Origin of the sequence: Serratia odorifera (assembly GCF_041448735.1) — a bacterium.
Lineage (GTDB): Bacteria > Pseudomonadota > Gammaproteobacteria > Enterobacterales > Enterobacteriaceae > Serratia_F > Serratia_F odorifera.
Map to the genome: position 1 here is coordinate 780,142 of NZ_JBGMUT010000002.1, position 18,282 is coordinate 798,423.

Annotated in this window: 17 protein-coding genes; 11 read left to right on the forward strand and 6 right to left on the reverse strand. The window is 56.3% G+C overall.

Annotated elements, in window-relative coordinates; translation table 11 throughout:
- Positions 1 to 528 precede the first annotated feature (528 nt).
- The 4 genes from ACCC84_RS09780 (at position 529) to ACCC84_RS09795 (ending at position 4,520) form a co-directional block, all read left to right on the forward strand.
- Positions 529 to 1,992 (forward strand): peptide MFS transporter, encoded by a 1,464-nt coding sequence (locus ACCC84_RS09780; protein WP_182646444.1) that lies wholly within the window; start codon positions 529 to 531, stop codon positions 1,990 to 1,992.
- 134 nt (positions 1,993 to 2,126) lie between these two features.
- A complete protein-coding gene (gene ghrA / locus ACCC84_RS09785; protein ID WP_004962035.1) occupies positions 2,127 to 3,068 on the forward strand; it encodes a glyoxylate/hydroxypyruvate reductase GhrA in 942 nt (313 codons plus the stop codon).
- Between the two features lie 90 nt (positions 3,069 to 3,158).
- On the forward strand, positions 3,159 to 3,896 hold the full coding sequence (locus ACCC84_RS09790) for a phosphatase (RefSeq protein WP_273869852.1): 738 nt from the start codon (positions 3,159 to 3,161) through the stop codon (positions 3,894 to 3,896).
- 42 nt (positions 3,897 to 3,938) lie between these two features.
- The gene (locus tag ACCC84_RS09795) at positions 3,939 to 4,520 is read left to right on the forward strand and encodes a TorD/DmsD family molecular chaperone (RefSeq protein WP_198772865.1); all 582 of its coding nucleotides are present in this window, start codon (positions 3,939 to 3,941) and stop codon (positions 4,518 to 4,520) included.
- A 38-nt stretch (positions 4,521 to 4,558) separates the two neighbouring features.
- Here ACCC84_RS09795 and ACCC84_RS09800 read toward each other — a convergent pair whose 3' ends face one another.
- The 4 genes from ACCC84_RS09800 to ACCC84_RS09815 all read right to left on the reverse strand — a co-directional run bounded on the left by ACCC84_RS09800 (position 4,559) and on the right by ACCC84_RS09815 (position 7,971).
- The gene (locus tag ACCC84_RS09800; RefSeq protein WP_004962044.1) at positions 4,559 to 5,122 is read right to left on the reverse strand and encodes a lipoprotein; all 564 of its coding nucleotides are present in this window, start codon (positions 5,120 to 5,122) and stop codon (positions 4,559 to 4,561) included.
- 154 nt (positions 5,123 to 5,276) lie between these two features.
- Complete coding sequence (locus ACCC84_RS09805) at positions 5,277 to 6,920, reverse strand: ABC1 kinase family protein (RefSeq protein ID WP_004962045.1); 1,644 nt, start codon at positions 6,918 to 6,920, stop codon at positions 5,277 to 5,279.
- 31 nt (positions 6,921 to 6,951) lie between these two features.
- Positions 6,952 to 7,599 (reverse strand): glutaredoxin 2, encoded by a 648-nt coding sequence (grxB, locus tag ACCC84_RS09810; protein ID WP_004962048.1) that lies wholly within the window; start codon positions 7,597 to 7,599, stop codon positions 6,952 to 6,954.
- A gap of 126 nt (positions 7,600 to 7,725) precedes the next feature.
- The gene (locus ACCC84_RS09815) at positions 7,726 to 7,971 is read right to left on the reverse strand and encodes a hypothetical protein (RefSeq protein ID WP_004962051.1); all 246 of its coding nucleotides are present in this window, start codon (positions 7,969 to 7,971) and stop codon (positions 7,726 to 7,728) included.
- A 393-nt stretch (positions 7,972 to 8,364) separates the two neighbouring features.
- On the opposite strand from ACCC84_RS09815, the gene rimJ reads away from it, so the two are divergent.
- From rimJ to murJ, 4 genes are all read left to right on the forward strand, one after another.
- Positions 8,365 to 8,949 carry a ribosomal protein S5-alanine N-acetyltransferase gene (gene rimJ / locus ACCC84_RS09820; protein ID WP_039992030.1) on the forward strand — a complete coding sequence of 195 codons (585 nt, stop codon included), beginning with the start codon at positions 8,365 to 8,367 and terminating at the stop codon, positions 8,947 to 8,949.
- 9 nt (positions 8,950 to 8,958) lie between these two features.
- Positions 8,959 to 9,603, forward strand: a complete 645-nt coding sequence (locus tag ACCC84_RS09825) for a DUF480 domain-containing protein (RefSeq protein WP_198772863.1) — start codon at positions 8,959 to 8,961, stop codon at positions 9,601 to 9,603.
- Positions 9,596 to 10,516 carry a Gfo/Idh/MocA family protein gene (locus ACCC84_RS09830; protein WP_004962062.1) on the forward strand — a complete coding sequence of 307 codons (921 nt, stop codon included), beginning with the start codon at positions 9,596 to 9,598 and terminating at the stop codon, positions 10,514 to 10,516. Before ACCC84_RS09825 ends, ACCC84_RS09830 begins: the two co-directional genes overlap by 8 nt.
- A 123-nt stretch (positions 10,517 to 10,639) precedes the next feature.
- On the forward strand, positions 10,640 to 12,175 hold the full coding sequence (gene murJ / locus ACCC84_RS09835) for a murein biosynthesis integral membrane protein MurJ (RefSeq protein ID WP_004962065.1): 1,536 nt from the start codon (positions 10,640 to 10,642) through the stop codon (positions 12,173 to 12,175).
- A 61-nt stretch (positions 12,176 to 12,236) separates the two neighbouring features.
- On the opposite strand, the gene argS is transcribed toward murJ, so the two are convergent.
- Positions 12,237 to 13,967, reverse strand: coding sequence for an arginine--tRNA ligase (argS, locus tag ACCC84_RS09840; protein WP_004962068.1), 1,731 nt, complete (start codon positions 13,965 to 13,967; stop codon positions 12,237 to 12,239).
- Between the two features lie 828 nt (positions 13,968 to 14,795).
- On the opposite strand from argS, the gene ACCC84_RS09845 reads away from it, so the two are divergent.
- Positions 14,796 to 15,359 carry a VOC family protein gene (locus ACCC84_RS09845; protein ID WP_004962071.1) on the forward strand — a complete coding sequence of 188 codons (564 nt, stop codon included), beginning with the start codon at positions 14,796 to 14,798 and terminating at the stop codon, positions 15,357 to 15,359.
- On the opposite strand, the gene ACCC84_RS09850 is transcribed toward ACCC84_RS09845, so the two are convergent.
- Positions 15,356 to 16,504 (reverse strand): MalY/PatB family protein, encoded by a 1,149-nt coding sequence (locus ACCC84_RS09850; RefSeq protein WP_004962074.1) that lies wholly within the window; start codon positions 16,502 to 16,504, stop codon positions 15,356 to 15,358. The two genes, ACCC84_RS09845 and ACCC84_RS09850, sit on opposite strands and share 4 nt — an antisense overlap.
- 101 nt (positions 16,505 to 16,605) lie before the next feature.
- Here ACCC84_RS09850 and cutC point away from each other — a divergent pair, with 101 nt between their 5' ends.
- Complete coding sequence (cutC, locus tag ACCC84_RS09855; RefSeq protein ID WP_004962076.1) at positions 16,606 to 17,364, forward strand: copper homeostasis protein CutC; 759 nt, start codon at positions 16,606 to 16,608, stop codon at positions 17,362 to 17,364.
- Positions 17,365 to 17,551: 187 nt separating this feature from the next.
- On the forward strand, positions 17,552 to 18,265 hold the full coding sequence (locus ACCC84_RS09860) for an HPP family protein (protein ID WP_004962079.1): 714 nt from the start codon (positions 17,552 to 17,554) through the stop codon (positions 18,263 to 18,265).
- Positions 18,266 to 18,282: the final 17 nt, after the last annotated feature.

Here is an 18,282-nt window from a genome sequence, read left to right on the forward strand (position 1 = left end):
GAGGGGTTCGAACCCTCGATACACTTTCGCGTATACACACTTTCCAGGCGTGCTCCTTCAGCCACTCAGACACCTCACCATATTGTCGTCGGCAACGCTTTGCGCTGTCGACGGGCGCTAATGTAGGAGAAACTGATTCCAGCGTCAATACCCTTGTGAGCACTCTGCGATCGTTTAGCCAAACTTGCAGCAATTTGCTGATTTCACGAACGATATGCGCTGTATTTCCTCGCTTGCCGGTGCTTGTTTTACCGTGTTTTGCGCAGGATTGTGGGCAGGCCGATATTTGAGCAATCTGAGGCTCGGTGGAGTAATTCGCCAGCATTTAATGCGATTGTTTTGCTGTTGTATGCATTAATACTGGATTATTAGTCAGATGTGTCGCTAAATGCTCGGGCTGGTGCGGCGACTTTGGCAAGGAATTTATAACGTCGCTCAGGCGGCCGTGCCGGTCGTAACGACCAGCAGGCAGGAACCGATCGATTAAATAATAATGCAGTAGAGGTTGCTTTGACTTTATCAGACTCCATTCCGGCAGCGCAGCAGCGTCATGCCATCCCTCCTGGCGCGGGCGCGCTGTTTTTTATCCAGATTTTCGCCACGCTCGGATTTGCCGTGCTGTATTCGACCCTGGTGCTGTACGCCACCAAACGATTGGGATTCAGTGAAAGCAGCGCCAATACCATGATGGGGGTGTTTGGTGCCTTCAATTACGGTCTCCACATGTTCGGCGGCTACCTCGGCGGGCGCTTCCTCAGCAATCGCAATCTGTTCGTGCTGGGAATGGTGTTGCAGGTGATTGGCTGCGCGCTGATTGCCGTTGCTGGCGTTGCGGGGCTGTACTGGGGGCTGGCGATGTTCCTCACCGGTAGTGGGCTGAATGTTACCTGCATCAATATGATGCTGACGCAAAGATTCCACCCAGAAGACGATCGCCGTGAATCGGCATTCCTGTGGAATTATGCCGGCATGAATCTTGGGTTTTTCGTCGGGTTCTCGGTTGCCGGCTATTTTCAGTTGACCGAAAATTATCGCGCGCTGTTCCTGTTCGCCACGCTGGGCAATGCGGCCGCCATTGTGGTGGCCGCTACCCGCTGGCGCATTCTGGCCGATATCAATACTCCGTTGCATGAGGCTACGCCTGGGCAATATCGCCAACGTATGCTGATCGGTCTGGTGGTACTGGTTGCCCTGGTGCCGATCATTCGGCTGATGCTGACGCACGCCGAGTTTAGCGGGCACTTTGTCATTGTGCTCGGCCTGCTGATTTTTCTGCTGCTGTGCCTGATAACATTGCGCCATTCTCCACGCGATGAGCGTCGCCGTATGCTTGCCTACCTGATTCTGGCGCTGGGTTCGCTGGTATTCTGGATGCTGTATCAGTTGGCGCCGATGGGGCTGATGCTGTTTTCCGAACACAATATCGATCTGAACGTCTATGGCATGCGGGTGGCACCGCAGTGGATTCAGAATATCAATACGCTGGTGATTGTCGTTGGCGGGCCGCTGCTGGCCTGGTGGTTCAATCGTCTGCGCGCACGCGGCTGCAGCATTGACATACCCTTGCAGTTTGCCGCCTCACTATTCTGTATCGGCCTTGGCATGCTGGTTTTGCCTTTGGGCATCAGCATGGCCGGCGGCGATGGCATGGTGGCGTTCAAATGGATTGTCATCAGCTATCTATTGCAAAGTATCGGTGAGTTGCTGATTTCGCCGATTGGTTACGCGATGATTGGCAAACTGGCGCCGCCACGTTATCAAGGGATAATGATGGGATGCTGGATGATGGTGACCGGCGTGGCGTCGGTGTTGGCGGGATATGTCTCGGGTCTGATGCCGGAAAACAGTGGCAGTACGCCATTACAGACCAACCCCGGTTACAGCCACATCTTTGGTTTGCTGGGCTGGGGGGCGGTAGCGATAGCGGTAGTACTGCTGGTATTGATCCCTTTGCTGCGCCGCCTGATTCGCCGCGAAGCCAACGCCGCCTAGTGTCGCAGTAAAGGGGACTGATTGCGTTCTACAGCCCCACTGGTCGGGGCTGTTTTCTTTTGTGCGTTTAATTCTTGCATCTGCCGCCGAATCACGGAAGTCTGGAGCAAAACGAAAACAACGGAGCAACGTCGATGAACATCATTTTCTATCATCCTTTTTTTGACGTGCAGCCATGGCTCGACGGCCTGCGGCAACGCCTGCCGCAGGCCAGCATACGTCAATGGCTACCGGGGGACGACCAGCCGGCGGACTATGCGCTGGCGTGGCAACCGCCATTCGAAATGCTGGCCAACCGGCAGCGTCTGAAGGGGATTTTTGCCCTCGGCGCCGGCGTCGACGCCATCTTGCAGCAGGAGCGGTTACGACCCGGAACGCTACCGGCTGGCGTGCCATTGGTGCGTTTGGAAGATACCGGCATGGCACAACAGATGCAGGAGTACGCGTTAAGCTATGTATTGCGCTATTTCCGGCGTTTCGATGAGTATCAACTGTTGCAGCAGCAAAAACAGTGGCAACCGTTGGCACCGCACCAGCAGGAAAACTTCACCATCGGCATTCTCGGTGCCGGGGTGTTGGGAAAAAGCGTGGCGCAAAAACTGGTGGAGTTTGGCTTCGAGGTACGTTGCTGGAGCCGCAGCGCCAAGCAGATCCCAGGCGTCACCAGTTTTGCCGGCGAAGGCCAGCGCGCGGCGTTTCTTGACGGCAGCCGACTGATTATCAATCTGTTGCCCAATACGCCGGAAACCGCCGGCGTGCTTAACCGCGAACTGTTCGCCCATCTCCTTCCGGGCGCCTATCTGATCAACCTGGCGCGTGGCGCGCATTTGGTGGAGGACGATCTGCTGGCGGCGCTGGAGCAGGGGCAGATTGCCGCAGCGACGCTGGACGTTTTTGCCCGTGAACCGTTGCCGGCTGAACATCCGTTCTGGTGTCATCCGCGTGTCACCATAACCCCGCATATTGCTGCGATTACCTTGCCGCAGCAGGCGATGGACATGATCGCAACCAATATTCAGGCGATAGAGGCCGGGCGGACGCCGAGCGGAGTGGTGGACCTGGCCCGCGGCTATTAATGCCAGCAGATGGCCGGCGTAAGCTGCTATGCTAAACAGAGACTGAGCCTGTGGCTGGTGGCAAGCACAGGCAATCAAGAAGGAGAACCAATGTATCCCGTTGATCTACATATGCATACCGTCGCCAGTACCCACGCCTACAGCACGTTGCATGATTATATTGCCGAAGCCAGGCAGAAAGGCATCAAACTGTTCGCCATTACCGACCACGGACCGGATATGGCCGATGCGCCACATTATTGGCACTTTATGAATATGCACGTATGGCCGCGCCTGGTTGACGGTGTCGGTATCCTGCGCGGTATTGAGGCCAATATCAAAAACTGCGATGGCGACATTGATTGTACCGGTCCGATGCTCACGGCCATTGACGTAATCATTGCCGGCTTCCACGAACCGGTATTCGCGCCGCAGGATCAGGCAACGCACACCCAGGCGATGATTGCCGCCATGGCGCAGGGGGATGTGCATATCATCAGCCATCCGGGAAACCCGCGTTATCCGATTGACATTGCCGAGGTGGCTGCCGCGGCGGCACGCTATAACGTCGCATTGGAGTTGAATAACTCCTCGTTTACCCACTCTCGAAAAGGTAGCGAAGCCAATTGTCGGCGTATCGCCGCTGCGGTACGTGACGCCGGCGGCTGGCTGGCGTTGGGCTCCGATTCGCACATTGCCATGTCGCTGGGCAACTTCGAGCATTGTGAGCGCATCCTTGCCGAGGTGGAATTCCCACAGGAGCGCATTCTTAACGTCAGTCCACGACGTCTGTTGAATTTTCTTGAGCAGCGTGGCAAGCCGGCGATTGCGGAATTGGCGGATTTGTGACATCGTCACGGCAAAATTTACCGTTTTGCATAAGGTTTAATCATGAATGAGTTTTCCATCGTCTGTCGCGTGTTGGGTACGCTGTTTTACCGCCAACCACAAGATCCGTTGCTGGTGCCGCTGTTTGCGCTGATTCAGGAGGGGAAGCTGCAACAGCATTGGCCGCTTGAACAAGATGAGCTGCTGACGCGTTTGCAGCAGGGCTGCGAGCCGCATTTGCTGGCCGCCGATTTTAATGCGCTGTTCGTGGGTAACGAATGCAGCGTATCGCCGTTCCGCTCGACCTATGTCGAAGGTGCGACAGAAAGTGACGTTCGGGCGTTTCTGCAACAGCGTGGCATGCCGCTGAGTGACGCACCGGCCGATCACTTCGGTTCTTTATTGTTGGCGGCCTCATGGCTGGAAGACCAGTCGCAGGAAGATGAAGCGCAGGCGCAGATTACGTTGTTTGATGAGTATCTGTTGCCGTGGTGTGGTCGTTTTCTTGGCAAGGTGGAGGCACATGCTACCAGCGGTTTTTATCGTACCCTGGCGCTGATTACACGTGATGCCTTACAGGCTATGCGTGACGAATTGGCGGAATATGAAGACAGCGACGATGACGCAGCGCAAGACGAACAGTAAAGGGTAAAAGGCGCAGCCTGTGCTGCGCCAACGGTGGATTAGTCGGTAAAGGGAATGACCAATTGCCCTGGTTTAACTTCCAGCCCTTTCGCCAGTTTGCGCGCCATGGCTTCCGTTTTGCTGTTTTCCGGGTTCAACACGTAGGCCGGTTTCTGATCGAAATAGCTCTTCAGCGACTGATTCAGGTAAGGCGTTAACGCCTTCATTACCGTGTCCATTTTCTCGGGCTGAATTTTATAATCCGTCAGCTCCATATCCTTGAGGAAAATCGCGCCTTTCTCGCGGTCATATACCGGCTGCGCCTTTAGCGTCAGCTGCATGTCGGCTTTTTGCGGACCGAGGATGGAGGTGATATCAACTTTGGCATTACCGGTCAGCGTCACCTTGCCCGGCTCGCTGCGGCCAATCTGGCTCTGTAGCTGGGTGAGTACGATATGCGCATCCACCAGTCCTGGTACGCCAAGCTGCTTCTGGTAATCATTATGTTTTTGCAGGTAATCGTTCACTTCCTGCTCGCTGAGCGTGTATTGCGTCAGTTGATTGCAGCCGGCAATCACGCCGGCGAACACCAGGGCGGCGACGCCCATAAAAATTTTTTTCATACATGCCTCATAATACCGCCAACGGAACAACGGCAGTCAATCGATTGATTTTCATTATAAACATTCAGCTGCATTGAACCCAAGGTTTAAACGCGATGCGCAACGATAGTGCGTGTGAAACGCGAAACCGCCTATCGGATAACGCTGAAACTGTTCAGCGGCGCAGACGCAGTAGCAGTAACACCACCCCGGCGAGACACAGTAGCCCGCCGAGCGTGGGGAACAGCGGCAGTCCCCACAGGCGTAAGGTCGACTGCATCAGATACGGCGCCAGCCCAAGCGCGAACGCGGCGGTGACAATGGCAATCGCCAGAGTGACCGCCGCGCGTTCTAATGACTTGCTGAGATCGCCAATATTATTAACGCTGATATCAGCGCCGATTCGCCCGTGTTTTAACCGTTTCAGCAACAGCCGAACGGTTTGCGGCAGTTCGTCGCCGGCATCCAGCGCCTCCGCACCCAGCGCCAGCATACGTTCGCGCAACGCCTCCGGCGTATGGCGTTGCAGCATCACCTGCTGCAGCATCGGTTTTAGCGTGGCGATGATATCGAATTGCGGATCCAGTCGATGCAATACGCCATCGGCGGTGATCAATGCCTTGAACAGCAACACCAGATCCGGCGGTAACGCCAACTGATGCTCACGCGCCATAACCAGTAAATCGGTTAACGCCTTTCCCAGCGTTAGCGTGGCAGAGGCCTGCTTGTCGAGAAAGTTCTGTGCAGCCAGCTCCAGATCCAGCACATCAAGCTGATGCCCGTCTGACCAGGCGATCAGCGTATTAACGATGCCGTCGCTTTGCCGCTCGGCAATGGCCTGTAATACCCGCAGTAGCTGATTACGCCGCCGCTGGGAAAGTTGCCCGACCATGCCGAAATCGATAAAACCAACGCGGTTATCGCTGAGCGCCATCACGTTGCCGGGATGGGGATCGGCGTGATAGACGCGGTGTTCCAGCACCATACGCATAAATGCCTGCGCGCCACGCTGTGCCAACAGCGGGCCGTCGAAACCGGCATGGGCCAGTTGCTGCGGGTTTTCCGGCGCGACGCCGGGTAAAAATTCCTGAACCAATAGCCGTTTAGACGACCACTGCCAGTAAATTCGGGGTACCACCACCTCGGGGTGTGCGGCAAACTGTTGCGCGACCCGATCGCAATTATTGCCTTCGTGCGTCAGATCCAGTTCATGACTCAGGGCGGTTGCCAGTGCGCGTATCATCTGGCGTGGCCGATAGCGAGCCAGCGCCGGGCTTTGCTGTTCCACCACCTCAGCCAGGTAGGCCAGCAAGCGCAAATCGGCTTGAATAGTCTTCGCCAGCCCTGGGCGTAACACCTTGACCACCACCGCTTCGCCGCTGTGCAGCCGGGCGCGGTAAATCTGCGCCATCGACGCGGCGGCCAGCGGCTGGGTGTCAAATTCGGCAAACACCTGCTGCGGGTCGGCGCCCAGATCGGCGCGTATCTGGCCTTCCAACGCCTCCCAGGGCAGCACCGCCGCCTGGCTGTGCAGCCGGTCAAGTTCATCGGTCCAGTTTTGCTCAAGCAGGTCGGAGCGGGTCGCCAGGATCTGACCGAATTTGACGAAGGTAGGCCCCAGCGCTTCCAGTGCGGCACGCAGGCGCTCGGGCAGCGACTGCTGGCTACCGTCATCGCGACGGTTGCCGACTGCCGCGCCCAACAGGCTATTGAGCCCCAGCAGACTTACCACATCCTGCAAGCCGTAGCGGATAAGTACCGCCGAAATCTCTGCCAGTCGAGCGCGATCGCGCGCGGTAACCAACACCATTTTCAACATTTGCGCGCTACTCCATTATCGCGAATGGCGGTCAGTTTTCCATGTCCAGCAACAGCGGAACGTCGCTGCGGGCGGCCATGCGGTTACGGTACGCTTCGACGTTGTCTGGCAGCGATACGCCAGCGACGATCGACAGCGAGCGCAACAGCGGGAACAGGTGAATATCGTCTTCCGACAGTTGGCCATTTACCGCATCAGGCGCAACGATCAGCGGCGACAGGGTTTGCAGATCGCGTTCCAGGCGGCGGATCAGGTCGGCGCTGTTGGCCAGGTGGGCGCTAAAGTCGCCGATCGCCGCCTGTTTCTTATGCGTGAAGTATTCGCGGGCGCTGTCAGTGGCAAACTCTTCAAAATCCGCCTGGGCAAAGCGTGGCAGCAGCAGCTCGGCGCTGTAGTCGGCAACCTGTTGCAACCATTCGCCAATCGCCGGGTTGGTTTTTCCGCTCAGCAACGGCTGCCCGTCAAATTGATCGACGTAGTGCACGATATCCATGCTCTCCGGTAGATAACTGCCATCATCTTTTTGCAGAATCGGCGCCATCTTTTTGCCAATCATATTGGTGGGTGTCAGCTCGTCGTCGTTGAGTAGCGTGATCAAGCGTACCGGCAGGTTTTTCAGGCCGAATATCATGCGCGCCTTTACGCAGAATGGGCAATGGTCATAAATAAACAGTTTCATGCTTGCTCCCGGTTCTCTGGTTTTACTGCAATAGTTATCACAGCATACTGAGACTGTCGCACGAGATTCTTGTTGCAAGGTGCGTAATGTGACCTGGCCCGCGTAGAAAACCCGGGCCGTCAGCGATTATTTTTTGGCTGGAACGGCATTCAGCACTTCAATCAAGTGCAGGCGGGCCTGCTCCAAATCGATCTTGTCGCGTTCGCTGCTGGCGCTGACCAGCTGTAGCTGCTTGATCACCTCGCTTTTCAACGGCGGATCCGCGGCGAGGATGTGTGCCAGCGTTTTTTCTATCAGCGTAGATCGCGCATAAATCATGCGTAGGTTCAGAACCATGTGTTCTAACAATTGCGGTAAGTTAGTTTCGGACATGCCAACGACTCCTGGGTCATATTTTTACTATCAGAATAGCAGCTATGGTAAATTCGGCAGATTTTCTGGTGACTTAGCACCCGGCAGGGCATGAAATGATTAAAAGTGCCGCTCTGATAATGGCATTTTCTGCCGGCGGCAGCGGCAGAATAACCTGCGCTGACCGACAAAAACGGCGGAAATCGGCGTAAAGCGCCAAAAAACCGCGTGAACGGTTATTTACTGAGCGGGCGAGATTTTACCTATGGGGCAGGCTAAGGTTATATTAATCAAGGGCAAGTGCGGTTCTGCGCCGGCCAATGAAAATAGCGCGAGCAACAATTCTGGATATTGGCATTCGCATGCGCGCCCATCAACACTCTTATCAGAACCGTCCTGACCGCGGGGGAAATGATGTTCGGCTATCGCTCTGCATCACCAAAAGTACGTCTTACCACCGACCGGCTGGTTGTCCGCCTGGTTCATGAACGCGATGCCTACCGGTTGGCGGAGTATTACGCCGAAAACCGCGCGTTTCTAAAACCGTGGGAACCGGTACGCGACGACAGCCATTGCTATCCTTCCGGCTGGCAGGCGCGTCTTGGCATGATCACCGAAATGCAAAAGCAGGGCAGCGCCTACTATTTCATCCTGCTCGATCCGGATGAAACCGAGGTGCGCGGCGTGGCGAATTTCAGCAATGTGCTGCGCGGCTCGTTTCACGCCTGTTTCCTCGGCTATTCGCTCGGGGAAAAATGGCAGGGGCAAGGGTTGATGCATGAAGCATTGCAGACGGCGATCCGCTATATGCTGCGCCAGCAACGCATGCATCGCATCATGGCCAACTATATGCCGCACAACCACCGCAGCGGCGCATTGCTCACCCGGCTCGGTTTCGAACGTGAAGGCTATGCCAAGGATTATCTGCTGATCGATGGGCAGTGGCAGGATCACGTGTTGACCGCATTGACCAACAAAGAATGGCTACCGCCACGCTGAGGCCAGAAAATGAAATATCAATTAAGCGCCAAAGAAGCCCGGGTTATTGGTTGTCTGCTGGAAAAGCAGGTCACCACCCCGGATCAATATCCACTGTCTCTCAATGCCATCACGCTGGCCTGCAATCAAAAAACCAATCGCGATCCGGTGATGGATCTGACTGAAAGCGAAGTCCAGCAACTGCTCGATCTGCTGGTAAAACGGCATTTTTTACGTACGCAAAATGGCTTTGGCAATCGGGTCGTCAAATACGAGCAGCGTTTCTGCAATTCGGAGTTCGGCCAGCTTAAACTGTCCCCGGCCGAGGTGGCGGTGGTGGCCACACTGCTATTGCGCGGAGCGCAAACGCCGGGCGAATTGCGGACCCGAACCGCGCGCATGCACGATTTCAGCGACGTCGGCGAGGTTGAACAGCTGTTACAGCAGTTGACGAGCCGTGAAGACGGGCCGTTGGTGGTGCGGTTGGCACGTGAGCCGGGCAAGCGCGAAAGCCGTTTTATGCACCTGTTCAGCGGCGAGATTACACCGGTCGAGGAGGTGCAGGAAAGCGTGGATGACAGCATGCTGGGCGAACGGGTCGCGGCACTGGAAGAACAGGTGGCGCTGTTGAAACAGCAACTGCAACAACTGATGGCGCGGAGCGAAAATGAGTAAATTGCGTATTGGCATGGTCGGGCTGGGTGGGATCGCGCAAAAGGCCTATTTGCCGATCCTGAGCCAGGCGGCGGAATGGCAGCTGGTGGGCGGTTTTTCACCCAATCAGCAGAAAGCGCAGACGGTATGCGACAGCTATCGCATGCGTTGCTTTTCACGCCTGGATGCGCTGGCCGAACAGTGTGATGCGGTGTTTGTTCATAGCAGCACCGCCAGCCATTTTGCCGTGGTGCAACAGCTGTTGCAGCAGGGGGTACACGTTTATGTTGATAAGCCGTTGGCAGAAACGGTGGCGCAAGGTGAACAGCTGATCGAACTTGCCCAGGCGCGTGGCAAGACGCTGATGGTGGGTTTTAACCGCCGTTTCGCCCCGTTGTATCGCCAGTTGAAACAACAAATGCAGCAGCCGACCTCGCTGCGCATGGATAAACACCGCAGCGACAGCGTTGGGCCGCAGGATATGCGCTTTACCCTGCTGGACGACTATTTGCACGTGGTTGACACCGCGCTCTGGCTGGGCGGCGAACAGGCGGTATTGCAAAGCGGCCATTTGCAGGCCACCGCCGCCGGCGAAATGCTGTACGCCGAGCACCACTTCCAGTGTGGTGAGATGTTGATCACCACCAGTATGCACCGCCGGGCGGGCAGCCAGCGCGAAAGCGTACAGGCGGTAACCGACGGTGCGTGCTATCAGTTGCATGATATGCGTCAGTGGCTGCGAGAAGACGCCCGTGGCATCGTCGAGCAGCCGGTGCCGGGCTGGCAGTCCACCCTGGCGCAACGCGGCTTTGACGGTGCGGTGCGTCACTTTATCGAGGCGGTAGGCAACCAGAGCGTGCCGGAAACTGCCGGCGAGCAGGGGATCCGTGCCCAACGCGTTATCGAGCGCCTGCTGCGCGACGCGGCGGCGTAAGGTAATCCCATGTAACAGTTGGCGGTAGCTATTCTTTGATGGATGCGTAAACTGAAGCCACTTTATTGACACCAACGCCTGCTGCCGCAGGCGTTGATATTTTACGGTATTATTCAAAACCACATGAACCTACTAAAATCACTGGCAGCCGTCAGCTCGATGACGATGTTCTCTCGGGTGCTGGGCTTCGCGCGTGATGCCATCGTGGCACGCGTTTTTGGGGCAGGCATGGCAACGGACGCCTTTTTCGTGGCGTTCAAGTTACCCAACCTGCTGCGGCGCATCTTTGCCGAGGGGGCTTTTTCGCAGGCTTTCGTGCCGATTTTGGCAGAATACAAGAGTCAACAGGGCGAAGAAGCGACGCGCACCTTTATTGCCTACGTTTCCGGTCTGTTGACGCTGGTGTTGGCCATCGTGACGGTGGCGGGGATGCTGGCCGCGCCCTGGGTCATTTTTGTCACCGCGCCGGGCTTTACCGACACGCCGGACAAGTTCGCGCTGACCTCGGCGTTGCTGCGTATTACCTTTCCCTACATTCTGCTGATCTCACTGGCGTCGCTGGTTGGGGCCATCCTGAATACCTGGAACCGCTTCTCGATACCGGCGTTTGCGCCGACGTTGCTTAACGTCAGCATGATCGGGTTCGCCCTGTTTGCCGCCCCGTATTTTAACCCGCCGGTGCTGGCGCTGGCGTGGGCGGTGGTGGTTGGCGGTGTGCTGCAACTGGGTTACCAACTGCCACATCTGAAGAAAATCGGCATGTTGGTCTTGCCGCGTATCAAGTGGCGTGATGCTGGCGTTTGGCGCGTTATGCGTCAGATGGGGCCGGCGATCCTTGGGGTGTCGGTGAGTCAGATTTCGCTGATTATTAACACCATCTTTGCCTCGTTTCTGGTGTCCGGTTCGGTGTCATGGATGTATTATGCCGACCGCCTGATGGAGTTCCCTTCCGGCGTGCTGGGTGTGGCGTTGGGCACCATTCTGTTGCCGTCACTGGCTAAAAGCTTCTCCAGCGGCAACCATGATGAATATTCACGTCTGATGGACTGGGGACTGCGCCTGTGCTTCCTGCTGGCGTTGCCTAGCGCGGTGGCGCTGGGCATTCTGGCCAAACCGCTGACGGTCTCCTTGTTCCAGTACGGTAAATTTACCGCGTTCGACGCGGCGATGACGCAGCGTGCGCTGGTTGCCTATTCGGTCGGTCTGATGGGGTTGATCGTGGTGAAAGTGCTGGCACCGGGCTTCTATTCGCGGCAAAACATCAAAACGCCGGTGAAAATCGCCATTATTACGCTGATCATGACGCAGGTGATGAACCTGGCGTTTATCGGGCCGTTGAAACATGCCGGCCTGTCCTTGTCCATCGGTCTGGCTGCCTGCCTGAATGCCTCTTTGCTGTACTGGCAGCTGCGCAAACAGGATATCTTCCAGCCGCAGCCAGGCTGGGCGGTGTTCCTTGCCAAGCTGCTGGTGGCGGTCCTGGTCATGTCGGCGGTGCTGGTGGGCGTGATGTGGTTCATGCCGGCCTGGGATCACGGCAATATGCTGGAACGCCTATTACGGCTGGCGGTGGTGGTAGTGGCCGGCGTGGTGGCTTACTTCGGCGTACTGGCTGGGTTGGGCTTCCGTCCACGTGACTTTGCCCGCAAAGCGGCGTAACGGGGCAGCAGATGCAAAAAGGGTCGCCTTGGCGACCCTTTTTTATTGCCGATGGGCGGCGTTACATGCGTTCGACGGTGTCGATACCCAGCGTATCCAGGCCGGTTTTCAGCGTCTTGGCAGTGAGCAACGCCAGCTTCAAACGGCTCTGACGCGCTGCTTCGCTGTCGGCGTTCAAAATCTGGCAATGTTCATAGAAGCTGGAGAACAGGCCGGCAACATCGTACAGATAGCTACACATCACGTGAGGTGTGCCTTCGCGCGCCACCACGGTGAGGGTTTCCTCAAACTGCAGCAGACGGGTTGCCAGCGCAATTTCACGCTCTTCGGTCATCACCAGTGGCAGCGTCAGCGCGTTTTCATCGACGCCGGCACGTTTGAACACCGAAGCCACGCGGGTATAGGCGTACTGCATGTAAGGGGCGGTGTTACCTTCGAACGACAGCATGTTATCCCAGTCAAAGATATAGTCGGTGGTGCGACTTTTTGACAGGTCGGCATATTTCACCGCGCCGATGCCGACGGCATTGACGACCTTGTTCAGTTCGTCGGCAGGCATGTCCGGGTTCTTTTCGGCGATCAGCTTCGCCGCGCGCTCAATGGCTTCATCCAGCAGGTCGGACAGCTTGATGGTGCCGCCTGAGCGGGTCTTGAACGGCTTGCCGTCCTTGCCCAGCATCATGCCGAACATATGGTGTTCCAGCGAGACGGAGTCCGGCACGTATCCGGCCTTGCGTACGATGGTCCAGGCCTGCATCAGATGCTGATGCTGGCGGGAGTCGATGTAGTAGAGCACCCGATCGGCACCCAGTGTCTCATAACGGTATTTGGCGCAGGCGATATCGGTGGTGGTATACAGGTAACCGCCGTCTTTCTTCTGGATGATGACGCCCATCGGCTCGCCATCCTTGTTTTTGTATTCGTCCAGGAACACCACGGTCGCGCCTTCGCTTTCCACCGCCAGCCCTTTGGCTTTCAAATCCTCAACGATGCCAGGCAGCATGGCGTTGTACAGGCTTTCGCCCATTACGTCGTCTTCGGTCAGGGTAACGTTAAGACGGTTGTAGACCAGTTGGTTCTGCGCCATGGTGATGTTGACCAGCTTGCGCCACATGCCGAGGCAGTATTGATCGCCGCCTTGCAGCTTGACCACGTAGCCACGGGCGCGTTCGGCGAACTGTGCATCTTCGTCGTAGTGTTTCTTTGCTTCACGATAAAACTGTTCCAGATCGGACAGGCCCATTTCGCTGGCGTTTTCGTTCTGCATTTTTTCCAGGTAGGCAATCAGCATGCCGAACTGGGTGCCCCAGTCGCCGACGTGATTTGCCCGGATCACCTTGTGTCCGAGGAACTCCTGGGTACGAGCAGCCGCGTCACCAATGATAGTGGAGCGCACGTGGCCGACATGCATCTCTTTGGCGACGTTTGGCGCCGAGTAGTCGATGACGATGGTTTGTGGCTCGACCGGCGCAATGCCCAGTTTCGGCGCACGCAATGCGGCGTCGGCATGTTGTGCCACCCAGGCTGGGGTCAGGAAGATATTGATAAAGCCCGGGCCGGCGATTTCTACTTTAGTGGCGATATCGCCAAGATCCAGCAGTTGCACCACTTTTTCTGCCAGTTGTCGCGGGGGCATGCCGAGTTTTTTCGCCACGGACATGACGCCGTTAGCCTGATAATCACCAAACTGCGCCTTGGCGGACTGACGAACCTGAGCTTCGCAATCGGCGGGTGCGCCTGCGGCAATCAGCGCCTGGCTGACTTTTTCTGAGAGAAGAGCCTGAATATTCACCGGGATACCTTAAATGACGAACGAGGGTCGCGCACTGCGCCCCTCCGGAAAACAGCCTGTAATTGTACCCGATTGCAGGCGCCGCGTCAGCAGTTGGCGCGGATTGAAGCCGAGGAAAACCTGATGCACAGCCGCAAGGCGTTACCCACGGCTTTGGCGAGTGGGCGAACGGAGATTAAGTAAGCAAAGTAGGGGAGGGTAAAACAAAAAACGAATGGAGGGGTTAATGCTTTTTATTGCGACGATTCGCATCCAGGCTGCTGGTGCGACGTGTTTTAAAATGGCGATAAATGGCGTAAGCGGCAATAACAATCAATATTGCGGATAACGTTAAAAGGAACATGATAATTTATCTCTGTTATAACATTTTCCCAAAATAGCTTAATTATTTGCATGAAGCAATTCGTGACAATTTATTTAAGATAAGTCTCAGGTGACTGGCCTTGAAGGCTGATTTAAAACAATGACATGGATAATGATTTGCTTATTATTCCATCTGTTGCGTTGTTGGTAATGCGCATTGTTAATGCATCATTGTTTTTTTGTGTTGCAGTCACTCGCTAATGGCAGAATTACACGTCATTTGGTTATTAACTTATGATCTTAATTTTTGGTTTGGGGAAATTATTGGCATGCGAAAAATCCTAAAAAACAAATTAACGCACAAAAGTTTAACGTTACTGAAATTGATTAGCCATATAGCATATCTAGTCTGTTCTTTTATCTCATCATACAATGATGAATTTAATATGGCCGAACGTGGCGGTCGGCGCGCTGCCAGTGTAAATTATGCCGTTTGCAATGTGGTTGTGTTGTCGCAGGAGCTTTATGACCAATTTATCCGCTATCGCCGAGCTGGGCGACCTGGTGCTGGATCTGCCGCGTTTTGAGCAGGCGCTGGCGCAATTTGCCGAAAAACTGCATCTCGATCTGTCGCAGTTTACTGCCGATCATATTTCGCTACGTTGCCACCAGCAGGCCACCGCCGAACGCTGGCGGCGGGGATTGCTGCAATGCGGCACTCTGATCTCCGAGGCGATGATTAATGGCCGACCGATCTGCCTGTTCAGTCTGGCAGAACCGCTGTCGGTGGGGCCGTGGCGCATTGACTGCATCGAGTTGCCGTATCCCGGTGAGAAGCGTTACCCGCATGAAGGCTGGGAACATGTGGAACTGGCGCTTGGCGGCGATCCGCAGACGCTGTACGCGCGCGCGCTGGCGCTGTTGCCGGATCAGGCGCTGTTGGCACCGGGCATCAAACTCAAGCAGAGTTCGCCAAAAGGCCAAGGCGAACGCTTGCCAAATCCAACGTTGGCGATCACCGATGGCAGCGTAACCATCAAATTCCATCCTTATACGTTGCGTGAGATTGTCGCCAGCGAAGGTGCCTAGCCCATCAGCGCTTGCACGGCGTTGGACATACGCTGCAACGCGCGTTGCAGCAAGGCACGCTGGCAGGCGAAATTGAGCCGCACAAATCGTCGATCGCCAAACTCCAGGCCGGGGCTCAAGCCGACGCCGGCCTGTTCAAAAAATGCATGCGGGTTGTCGACCGGCAGCCCGCTGCAATCGATCCAGGCCAGATAGGTCGCTTCCACCGGCTGCAACTGCAAACCGGGCAGGGCAGTGATGCACGCCATCACCAAATCACGGTTACCACGCAGATAGTCTAGCTGGGCGTCTAGCCATGGCTGGCCGTGGCAATAGGCCGCCTGGGCCGCCACCAGTGCCAGCACGTCGACCTCCGGCACAATGCCGCGACGTTCACGACACAGCGCGCGCCGTAACTCGCTATTGGGCACGATGGCCATTGACGCCCCCAGCCCGGCGATATTGAAGGTTTTAGACGGTGACATCAGGGTTATGCTGCGCTGCGCCGCATCCTCATTCAGCGTGGCAAAGGGGATGTGCTGCAAGCCGGGCTCGAGCAACAGATCGCAATGGATTTCGTCGGAGCAGACGATCAACTGGTGCGCTTGTGCAAATTGCTGCTGCGCCAGTAGCTCATTGCGGCGATAAACCGTGCCGCCGGGGTTGTGCGGATTACACAGCAACAAGAGCTTTTCTCGCCCGTTCAATTGACTGGCTGCGGAGGACAAATCCGGTAGCCAGCGCTGCGCGCGCAGTTGCATGGGGATGGAGAGTTGGCGGCAGCCGGCAAATGCCGCCGCTTTGCGAAACGGTGGATAAATTGGCGCCGGAGCCAGCGTGCCGGCGTCTGCATCGGTAAAGGCACGTACGCACAGGTTCAGCCCACACACCAGACCGGGCAAAAAAATCAGCCATTCGGGCTTGATGTGCCAGCTATAGCGCTCTACCATGCGCCGGATAAAAACCTCAATAAGAACAGGGGAAGGATGGCTGTAGCCGAATACGCCGTGGGCGACCCGCTGTTGCAGCGCGTCGATCACCGCCGGCGGGGAGCGAAAATCACTGTCGGCAACCCACAGCGGAATAATGTCGCGATCGTGATATCTGTCCCACTTAACGCTTTCACTGTGACTGCGGTCTACCCATTGATCAAAATTGAATGCCATAGTTATCTCCTGAACCGTTTCAATATTGATGCTTTGAGCCTAGGCGAGAAGTCTGGTGCTTAACAACCGTTGTGTTATTTGGCCGTCATCTGGGGGTGACAATGATTAAACTGGAAGTTTGTTGCTATAGCGTAGATTGCGCACTGACGGCTGAACGGGCAGGCGCCGATCGTATTGAACTCTGTGCCAGTCAGAGCGAGGGCGGTCTGACGCCAAGCTACGGTTCCCTGTTGTTGGCGCGTGAACGGCTGAGTATTCCGGTACATCCGATCGTTCGTCCGCGCGCAGGCGATTTCTGCTACGGCGCGGTAGACTTTGCCGTGATGAAAAGCGATATCTCATTGATGCGTGACATGGGATTCGCCGGCGTGGTGGTGGGGATGCTCGACGAAGAAGGGCATATCGATCTGCGGCGGATGCAGGAGATCGTGTCGCTGAGCGGTGATATGGCGGTGACCTTCCACCGTGCCTTCGACATGTGCCAGAACCCGATGACCGCACTGGCGCAACTTACCGATCTTGGTATTGCGCGTATTCTGACCTCTGGCCAGCAACAAAATGCCGAACTGGGGTTGCCGCTGCTGCGTGATTTGCAGCAGGCCAGTCAGGGGCCGGTGATTATGGCCGGTGCCGGGGTGCGATTGAGCAATCTGCACAAGTTTGTCGATATCGGCATTCGGGAACTGCACAGTTCGTCTGGCCATACCGTACCGTCGACCATGCGCTACCGCAAGGCGGGGGTGACCATGTGCGCCGATAATGAATTTGACGAATTCAGCCATTATTGCGTGGATGGCGAGATGGTCGAGGCGATGAAGAATGCGCTGGCGCTGGTTGATCCGATGGCGCAAAGCGCCTAGTGCGTCGGTGGTTGCTCTTCTGGCTCGTTAAAATCTCCTTTCGTCCGTGTCTCCATACATCAGCCCCGACCTTCTGGTCGGGGCTTTTTTGCGCATTCAGCCCTGGCATGGCAGGCAAGAGAGCAACCCGCCACGGTCGTGTGATATATTTGCTGCCGAAACGTTAATTTTATTATTGTCAGGTAGCATGATTAACCCGTTAGTTAAGCAGTTGAAGATTGGATGCGCGCGCCTATGGCCGCACCCGTTGGGCGTAGGAAAAAAGGAGATGCTGATCTCCGGTTGCGGCGCCGGTTTAGGATTAATGATTACCGGCTGGATCAGCCATTGGATGCTGGGGGAGGCCAACTTATGGTTTATCGCGCCGATGGGCGCCTCTGCGGTATTGCTGTTTGGCGTGCCGGGTAGTCCATTGGCTCAGCCGTGGTCAATCGTTGGTGGCAACCTGGTGGCGGCGACGGTGGGGGTCAGCGTCGGCGTGCCGATCGCCGATCCCGGTATCGCCTGCGGCGTTGCAGTGGGCATCGCCATTGTGCTGATGTTCAAACTGCGCTGTTTGCATCCGCCGAGCGGGGCAGTGGCGTTGACGGCGATCCTCGGCGGGCCGACGGTGCATCAGTTGGGCTACGGCTTTGTGTTGACCCCGGTGTTGCTCAATTCCGTGTTGCTGGCGCTGCTGGCACTGGTGTTCAACAATCTGGCGGGTCGACGCTATCCGCATGCGTTGGCCGACACGGAGGCCAAACCGGAACCGCTACCGATTGACGTACCGATCACCCGCGCAGATCTGCATGTCGCGCTGATGGACGGCGAGTTTCTCGATATTGACGAAGACGACCTGCAGGAAATATTGCAGCGGGCGGAACGCGCTGCCCAACAGCGATTGGCCATGCGACCTTAAACGCTAACCAAACGGCC

Bases quoted from the DNA above. Each gene is read 5' to 3' on its own strand.
- ghrA (WP_004962035.1), top strand. From the start codon at position 2,127: ATGAACATCATTTTCTATCATCCTTTTTTTGACGTGCAGCCATGGCTC.
- ACCC84_RS09790 (WP_273869852.1), top strand. From the start codon at position 3,159: ATGTATCCCGTTGATCTACATATGCATACCGTCGCCAGTACCCACGCC.
- ACCC84_RS09795 (WP_198772865.1), top strand. From the start codon at position 3,939: ATGAATGAGTTTTCCATCGTCTGTCGCGTGTTGGGTACGCTGTTTTAC.
- ACCC84_RS09800 (WP_004962044.1), bottom strand. From the start codon at position 5,122: ATGAAAAAAATTTTTATGGGCGTCGCCGCCCTGGTGTTCGCCGGCGTG.
- ACCC84_RS09805 (WP_004962045.1), bottom strand. From the start codon at position 6,920: ATGTTGAAAATGGTGTTGGTTACCGCGCGCGATCGCGCTCGACTGGCA.
- grxB (WP_004962048.1), bottom strand. From the start codon at position 7,599: ATGAAACTGTTTATTTATGACCATTGCCCATTCTGCGTAAAGGCGCGC.
- ACCC84_RS09815 (WP_004962051.1), bottom strand. From the start codon at position 7,971: ATGTCCGAAACTAACTTACCGCAATTGTTAGAACACATGGTTCTGAAC.
- rimJ (WP_039992030.1), top strand. From the start codon at position 8,365: ATGTTCGGCTATCGCTCTGCATCACCAAAAGTACGTCTTACCACCGAC.
- ACCC84_RS09825 (WP_198772863.1), top strand. From the start codon at position 8,959: ATGAAATATCAATTAAGCGCCAAAGAAGCCCGGGTTATTGGTTGTCTG.
- ACCC84_RS09830 (WP_004962062.1), top strand. From the start codon at position 9,596: ATGAGTAAATTGCGTATTGGCATGGTCGGGCTGGGTGGGATCGCGCAA.
- murJ (WP_004962065.1), top strand. From the start codon at position 10,640: ATGAACCTACTAAAATCACTGGCAGCCGTCAGCTCGATGACGATGTTC.
- ACCC84_RS09845 (WP_004962071.1), top strand. From the start codon at position 14,796: ATGACCAATTTATCCGCTATCGCCGAGCTGGGCGACCTGGTGCTGGAT.
- ACCC84_RS09850 (WP_004962074.1), bottom strand. From the start codon at position 16,504: ATGGCATTCAATTTTGATCAATGGGTAGACCGCAGTCACAGTGAAAGC.
- cutC (WP_004962076.1), top strand. From the start codon at position 16,606: ATGATTAAACTGGAAGTTTGTTGCTATAGCGTAGATTGCGCACTGACG.
- ACCC84_RS09860 (WP_004962079.1), top strand. From the start codon at position 17,552: ATGATTAACCCGTTAGTTAAGCAGTTGAAGATTGGATGCGCGCGCCTA.